Here is a 7,582-nt window from a genome sequence, read left to right as displayed (position 1 = left end):
ACTGAAGGTTCTTGTGAAAATCCAGATTCATCGAAGTAAAAAAGATTAATAAGGCCGTTGTCTTCTGCCTCTTTTGCTTCACTAAGAGCCTTGTGGCAACTATCAAAGTGCTCTTGATCTCGCTTGTGACTGCATGAACGTCGAACTCGTTTGTAAACCATGCCAAGGCTGTTAGCCATGCGTCTCAGCGTGGGCAGCGAAGTTTTTTTTTGGGTTTCTTCTTCAAGTACTGCTTTGGCGTGTCTTATACGACGTGGTTCATTTTTTACCAGCTCCTTGAAGCGAGCGACTTCTTCAGGGTTGAAGGTTAGAGGGACMCCACCGCCATGGCTTTTATACAAGCCACGAATGCCAAAATCTTCCCACTGGTCTAYCCAGTTAGAGATGGTCTGATATTGAGTGCTGAATACATCAGCTATTTGCTCAAGAGTATACCCACGGTGGCTTAGCAATACAGCATGAGCTCGTTCTCTCAAATACGGAGTAGGACCAAGGCGCGAAGCCTGTTGCAGTGTAGTGATGATAGCTGGATCAGTTATGTTGGAAACCGATTTCATGATGATCGTACAGGTGGAAACTATGAGGAAACAGTAGTTCAAAATTCCTGAGCCGGCTCGTAATGGATTAACTGATTGATCGGTTATTCAGTTTATATGATTTCAAATGATCAACTACTTAACAATTACATGGCCTTGCGATCGGGTCAGCACCTTGTAAGGGAAATTATTACCAAGGATCCTACTTTGTCAGAAGTTTTTTTGCTGAAAGACCTGATTAATCTATCTGTGATCACAAATGGAGGGAAGCGTGAAAGATGGGAGTATATGGAGCATTTCTTTTGCGCTAAGGCTCCGGATGCTGCTTTTTCAGAAGGACCGGCACAGCTGATTAGTCGATTGCAAGGAGATTATGGTAAAACTGTATTAGAGCCGAAGAAATACGAGTCTTTCTTGCATAATAGAATGACATTTTTCTTTGAAGCTTTATGCACTCTGGCTAATAATCAGAATGTGGATATTAAAGAAAGGGCAGGGTACTGCAGTAGAATAATTGCTGTAAATAATTCTGTTGAAAACTGGAAGAAGGAAGGCGTTTATGGCTTTTATTTCGCTGAACTTCTTATGGAAATTGCAGATAAGTTTTGTACCTATTCTGAATTAGAAGGTAAGATGGAAAAGTTCGATGCATTTTGTAATGCAGTAGTTTTAAAGAAGATTAAGCGCGATTTCTTTATATTGTTTAAAGAGACAACTCTTCAGAAATTAGATAATGACCCAAAATCAGTTACTCTCCAATATTTAGAAGGAAGGATTAATTACTACTGCCCCGAATGAAGGCAGTATGTGTGATGAGGTCATACCGAATAGTTTACTACCTCTTCGCAAACGACAACTTCAGTATTGCCACTTTTTAACTGCTGCATCAATGGTGCTGGTGGTGCGGTGTCAGTAAATAGCACATCAATTTCTGAAACATGCCCCAGTCGAATCATGGCGCTACGGCCGAATTTACTGTGGTCTGCAATGGTCAGGGTTCTTCGGGCATTGTTCATCATGGTCTGAGCTACGCGGACTTCATGATAATCAAAGTCCAGCAGTGTGCCATCCATATCAATACCACTGATACTGGTAACAGCAAAGTCCATTCTGAATTGACTGATAAAATCCCGAGTCGCTTCCCCGATAATCCCGCCATCCCGGTGACGAACCTCGCCGCCTGCAATGATCACAGTAAAATCTTCTCTGGGTAAAAGAATCGAAGCTACGTGAATATTGTTGGTCACCACTTTAAGGTTGCTATGGCTTAACAACGCTCGGGCAACGGATTCCGTTGATGTACCAATATCAATAAACAGTGAAGAGTTGTTGGGAATATGCGTTACCAGCTCCAGTGCAATACGATCTTTTTCTGCGCTGAGGTGATGTTTTCTCTCACTGTAATGAGTGTTTTCAGTACTGCTATTGGTGAGCCCTGCGCCGCCATGATGCCGGGTGATTTTCCCCTGTTGATCCAAATCGTTAAGATCCCGGCGAATCGTTTGCGGGGTCACGCTGAAATGTTGCACCAGGCTTTCAGTGGTAACAAATCCCTGTTGTCTGATCAGCTCAATGATCAACTCATGACGACGACTTTGTGGCAGCTGCATGGTTTTCCGACAACCTTCTTTATATTAGTGACTGTGACATAAGAGTCAGTGGGTGCAGAACCTGATGATCCGTATTCATTTCAATCTGCATCTTACAGGATTCGCAATCCGTCACCACATAATCCACGTTCAATTCAGTGATCTGATCAAAAATCCCTTGTCCGATGATTTGTGACGTCTGATAGTTTTCTTTTTTAAAGCCATAAGTGCCAGACATGCCACAGCACTTCTGATCCAGCATAATCACTTCCACACCGGGAATTTGATTTAACAGCGTAAGGGTGTGAATCACGCCACCTTGCTTAATCAAATGGCAAGGGCTGTGATAAGCCACACGAAGATTCAGTGGTTTCATCTTTGGCACATTGCCTTGGCTAAGTTCCCGGGCAATGAAGGTAGAAGCAAAGAAAATCTGATCCCTGAGGAGATGATTATCCACCTGTAGCACCTCTGGATATTCATCTCTTAAGGTCATGGCGCAGCTTGGTTCGGTGGCGATGACGCACTCAGAACTATCAAGAGCATCCGCAAACTGACCCATATTGAGTTCGGCGTTCTTTCGCGCTTTATCAAAAAAACCATTGGCAATCAGGGGTACGCCGCAGCACTTTTCTTTTTTCAGTAGGCTGACACCAATATTCATGGCGTTCAGTACCTGTACCAGATGTCTGCCCACCGTCGTGTCATTATAGTTAGTAAAACAGCCATGGAAAAAACTGATTTTCCGCTCGAACCTGGCTTGTTCTGCTTCCTGTTTTTTGAACCAGCTGCGGAAAGTTTGACCGCTGTATTTAGGCAACGTCAGTCGTTCATCAATACCCAGAGTTTTATCCAGCAGCTTTTTGATGGGCTTCAATTGAGTGATGACATTAACAATCGGCGCTGCCGTGGAGGAGAGAGAACCCATTAAGTCGGTATGGCTCAGCATCAGCTCCCGAGGGCCCTTTTTAAAGCCACCGTGTCGTGCTTTCGCCAGCTGAATAACAGTACCTACCTGAACCCCGGAAGGGCAGGCGACTTCGCATCGTTTGCAATTAGTGCAAAGCTTCAGTGCTTCGTCGTACAGTTCCGGGTTTTTAATTCGTAGTCGTTCACCGTCAGGTCCTGCCTGTTTTGGCCCCGGGTAATCCAGATTCGCTTCGGCAACCGGGCAGCGAGTGGTGCAGATGGTGCACTTAATGCAGTTGTCAAAACTGGTATCCATCATATTAAGCATAGTGATCTCGCTTGTCTCTTATACGGCAGATTGCTTTGCAATAATCTGGCTTGCTGCAAACCAGCCGGTCGCAATAGCAACACCGCCAGCACTGGCTTCTCTCACTGGGTTGAATCCACTGAGTACGGCACCGGCACAATATAGGTTGCTTATTGTCTCGTCTTCTCGATAAGGGTTGAGCAGGTTGTCCGTTCGGATGCCGGTGGTAGTGAAACTGTGCTGGCCATCAATAAAGCGATCATTGGACCATTGTTCACGGCTGGGTTCGCTGTTCACAGAGAGGTTAAATACACTTTCTGTCAGCTCAGAGCGATTGCTGGACAGTCCTTTACTGAAAAAGCTACCGGTTGCCAATACGAAATGTTTTGCAGCTAACGGCGTGGTAGGGTTTAGTCGTGTAGTAATGGACTGCAATTGATTATCAGAAAACTGGCCAGAAATCACATCGTCGCCTTCCAGCAGAATGCCGCCAAACTTACTGAATCGTGCCTTCAGAGCACTTGCCAGCCGCATGCCAGGTAGCGATGGTGGTAAAGAAGCAACTTCGCAAATGGAAAGGCCGGTTAATTGCTCCAGTTCTGCGATCAGAGCGTTGCCTCTTTCAACGGCCAGCACCGATGGAATGACCACAAGATCAGCATTCCGAGCCGCCTTTTGCAGGGCGGAGGCAAAAATGTTCATGCCATTAGGTTTATTGAACAGGTCGCGCTTGAGAGTTCTGGCCAGTTCCAGAGAACGAAGTTCATAAGGGTTACGAACTGCGATGCCAAGGGTCTCCGGAGAAATGTCCGCCCAGTTGAACGCATTATTGGCAAACATCGGGTTTCTTTTCATGCCGGCAATTACCAATTCAGGCTGAAAGTCACGGAACCCGGCGATATTTACGACAGCTATCTTTTTAATAACGTCTAACGGTTGATTGATGGGCAGTTGCTTAGTGCCAGTCTGACTGAGCCAGGTAGGGCGAACAGCACCAAGTGCAGTAAGTCGCCCATGGTTCTTCTGCTCATTGTGCGCCATAGTGATGTTTTCTGATGTCATCTGCTCAGAGAAAAAACTAAGCCCTTGTTTCAATGATCTGGAACCGATTTTTTGATAAGGGTGTTCAGCGGGTAGCAGTGCTATTTCTTCAAAAGGAAACTCAACGGGCTGATTGCTTTGATTGATACCCAATACATCAATGGAGCCTGAGGCAAAGGCAAGTGAACTTTCACCAGCGCTAATGACCACGGTTTTCAAACCGGCTTCAGCGCAGCGAATAGCACTGGTCAGGCCAGCCAGACCACCGCCTATGACAATGACATCGTAGTTCATAATACTTCCACGGTTTCTGGGTGAGATAACTCGGTTGGTTGTGCTTGCAACTGGTCGCAGCCCAAAAGGTTGTTGTACAGCCAATAGCTCAGGTCGGCTTCACGCATGGCATCTCCCCAGAGGATGGGGCGAACCCCTTTCCACCGTTCCTGCATAAAATCGCTGACACTTTTCAGGGCGTTGTCGCCGTTATCATCGTTGGTCATTTCACTGACAATACCCGCCGCCCGGCAGGCGCACATTTTCCCCTGACAGGGACCCATACCAATGCGGGTTCGACGACGAAGGTCTACCAGATCCATAGCATTTAGATTGTTGACGGCGTATTCAATTTCACCCCGAGTCACCATTTCACATTCGCAGATCACAACATTTTTCTTTTTATCATCCGCAAGAAAACGGGCTGCCCGCTCGCCGTGACGATATTTGGCAGAGCCGGACACGGGAATGGAAACCTGTGGCGCGTGGATATCTGTATGTTTACCATTAGCCCCCGGAAGGTGGCGTTCGGCAGTTTCACAGGCGCTGGTATTTCCAAGGTTTTTAGCCACCGCATCGGTGGCCATTTCTGCCATCAGACGATAAGTCATCAGCTTACCGCCAGTAATGGTAATCAGGCCTGGCAGGCCATCGGTGTCACCATGATCAAGCAGAACAATGCCCCGGCTGATATTGCGTCCGGAGTCGTCATTGCCCAAAGCAACAAGAGGTCGGACGCCGCAGTAAGCCCTGAGGATTCGTGTGTTGGTCATGGCAGGGCAGAGCTTCTCGCCTTCAGAAAGTAAGGTTTCTACTTCTTCCGGTGTTACACGAATGTTTTCAATATCGCTGTATGGAATTTTTTCAGAAGTCGTACCGATCAGGGAAATGGTATCACCGGGTACTAAAATGTCGGCATCTGCTGGTTTACGACAACGGTTGATTACCAGACTATTCACCCGGTAATCCATTATCAGTAATGAACCTTTGGCAGGAAACATGCGCAGTGACAGATCGCCGTATTCTGTAATTTGTTGCCCCCAGATGCCAGCAGCATTCACGACCTGCAAAGCATGAATATCAATGCGTTCTCCGGTTCTCAGATTGACGCAATGAACACCGCAGGCCCGGCCATTCTTAATGATCAGCCCAGTCACTCGTGTGTAATTCAGCAGGCGACCACCGTGTTCTTCGGCATCAAGAATGTTGGAGGCGGTCAGGCGAAAAGGGTCAACAGTGCCGTCAGGAACGCGAACGGCACCCAATAAAGCAGGATTAACATTTGGCTCAATGCGTAAGGCTTCTGCCGGTGTTAATGCATCGGCTTGTATGCCTGCTGTTGTGCAAGATTGGATAAACTGAGACTGAAATGAAAGGTCATCTTCTGGCAATGTAATAAATAAACCACCGGTTTCTTCTATACAGTGGCCAGCAATTCGCTTAAGTATCTTATTTTCGCTAATGCATTCACTGGCAGAATGTTGGTCTGTCACTGCATAACGTGCACCGGAATGGAGTAATCCGTGATTACGTCCGGTGGTCCCATTAGCAATGTCGTCTTTCTCAACCAGAATTGCCCGCATACCCCGAAGTGCGCAGTCACGAAGGACGCCGGCACCGGTTGCGCCTCCACCAATAATGACGACATCAGTCTCTAGTTGCCTCATTGAGTACGCTCTTCTGTTGCAGGGTAGGGTATCGCTGTTCTGCCAATCGTAATGGAGTGATTACGATGCATTGAAAGCAGTTAAGATGTTCGTTTATGTTCGTGATGAAATATAAAGAAATTGGCAGGTATGAAATATGATCTACATCAACATTACGAGAAGATGTTGAAAATAAATCACACTAAACAACAGCGAAGCAATAGCGAAACAACAGTGAACCAACAAAAGGTTTCATTTGGTGATTTGAAATAGCCAAACTTGATGGCTTCCATTGGCTACAAAGGAATCAAATTGACTGCTTTTTAATAGTATTTTCCGAAATGTTCGCTTGTTCGATGACTTTGATTGATTTACGTCAATGTTCGCCTGTTGATCATCATTGTTCTTGTTTGTAAGAATTCGTTCCTGTTCGGAGCGGCTCTGAAATACGAATTTTTTTGGTGATTTCGACTGACTCCTACTTTTTATACGACAGTATATGGAAGCAACCATTATGAATAAGTCGTTGTTTGGGGAATGCCTTGCTGAGTTTATCGGCTCAGGTCTGCTTATTTTCTTTGGTGTTGGCTGTGTGGCTGCACTGGTGTTAGCCGGAGTGAATTTTGGTCAATGGGAAATTTCCATTGTCTGGGGGCTTGGTGTTGCTATTGCGGTTTATGTGACCGGTGGCATTTCCGGTGCGCATTTGAACCCGGCAGTTACGTTGGCGCTGACGGTATTTAAAGGTTTCGATAAACAGAAGGTGCTTCCTTATATTGTTGCCCAGGTCGCTGGCGCTTTTTGTTCCGCCGCACTGGTTTACTTCCTATACAGCAGTCTTTTTGCTGACTTCGAACTGGCTAACAATATTGTGCGTGGTTCAGAAGCCAGCTTGGCAACAGCGGGTATTTTCTCTACGTACCCTAATGCGGCGCTGAATAACTTTCAGGCCTTTGCTGTTGAATTTGTCATTACAGCAGTAACGCGATGTTCGACTTGCAGATTTTTAACTTTGCATGGAAGTAAGTCCAACTAAAACTTTAAAAGCTGTACCAAAGTGGAGTTTCACTGATTTTTAAGCAGCAGCAATCAGGCTTTCAAACTGAATCGGTGCTTTCCCTGCACTGATATTCAGATATGAACCCATATTGTGTGCCAAAAGCTTCCTGGCTATACGCGAAGTCATATGCCACCTGTCTCGACAACGGCACCTTTCGATTTCAAATTGTTCTGCCAGCTGGCCAATAACTGTTTCAATCCTCCGTCGTACCCGCATGATTA

The 7,582-nt window shown here is 46.1% G+C and carries 8 protein-coding genes; 2 read left to right on the top strand and 6 right to left on the bottom strand.

The features are described from left to right. A partial coding sequence (locus AKL11_RS20680; RefSeq protein WP_157673707.1) for a helix-turn-helix domain-containing protein occupies positions 1-557 on the bottom strand: 557 nt, incomplete at its 3' end. A gap of 75 nt (positions 558-632) precedes the next feature. Between AKL11_RS20680 and AKL11_RS20675 the strand changes: the two genes are divergently transcribed. After that, positions 633-1,334 carry a hypothetical protein gene (locus tag AKL11_RS20675; protein WP_157673695.1) on the top strand — a complete coding sequence of 234 codons (702 nt, stop codon included), beginning with the start codon at positions 633-635 and terminating at the stop codon, positions 1,332-1,334. A gap of 20 nt (positions 1,335-1,354) precedes the next feature. Here AKL11_RS20675 and AKL11_RS20670 read toward each other — a convergent pair whose 3' ends face one another. From AKL11_RS20670 to glpA, 4 genes are read right to left on the bottom strand one after another with little or no spacing between them, the layout of a single operon-like run. Continuing rightward, the gene (locus AKL11_RS20670; RefSeq protein WP_067521532.1) at positions 1,355-2,146 is read right to left on the bottom strand and encodes a DeoR/GlpR family transcriptional regulator; all 792 of its coding nucleotides are present in this window, start codon (positions 2,144-2,146) and stop codon (positions 1,355-1,357) included. A 19-nt stretch (positions 2,147-2,165) separates the two neighbouring features. Continuing rightward, entirely contained in the window at positions 2,166-3,362 is a 1,197-nt protein-coding gene (gene glpC / locus AKL11_RS20665; RefSeq protein WP_067521530.1) for an anaerobic glycerol-3-phosphate dehydrogenase subunit GlpC, read from the bottom strand. A gap of 18 nt (positions 3,363-3,380) precedes the next feature. Further along, positions 3,381-4,676, bottom strand: coding sequence for a glycerol-3-phosphate dehydrogenase subunit GlpB (glpB, locus tag AKL11_RS20660; RefSeq protein WP_067521528.1), 1,296 nt, complete (start codon positions 4,674-4,676; stop codon positions 3,381-3,383). Then, positions 4,673-6,322, bottom strand: coding sequence for an anaerobic glycerol-3-phosphate dehydrogenase subunit A (glpA, locus tag AKL11_RS20655; RefSeq protein ID WP_067521525.1), 1,650 nt, complete (start codon positions 6,320-6,322; stop codon positions 4,673-4,675). Before glpA ends, glpB begins: the two co-directional genes overlap by 4 nt. A 493-nt stretch (positions 6,323-6,815) precedes the next feature. Here glpA and AKL11_RS20645 point away from each other — a divergent pair, with 493 nt between their 5' ends. Then, positions 6,816-7,337, top strand: coding sequence for an MIP/aquaporin family protein (locus tag AKL11_RS20645; RefSeq protein WP_301335675.1), 522 nt, complete (start codon positions 6,816-6,818; stop codon positions 7,335-7,337). Positions 7,338-7,376: 39 nt separating this feature from the next. Here AKL11_RS20645 and AKL11_RS26100 read toward each other — a convergent pair. Next, a partial coding sequence (locus AKL11_RS26100; RefSeq protein ID WP_157673749.1) for a transposase occupies positions 7,377-7,582 on the bottom strand: 206 nt, incomplete at its 5' end.

Origin of the sequence: Endozoicomonas ascidiicola, from assembly GCF_001646945.1 — a bacterium.
Lineage (GTDB): Bacteria > Pseudomonadota > Gammaproteobacteria > Pseudomonadales > Endozoicomonadaceae > Endozoicomonas > Endozoicomonas ascidiicola.
This window is presented reverse-complemented; position numbering and strand designations above follow the sequence as displayed.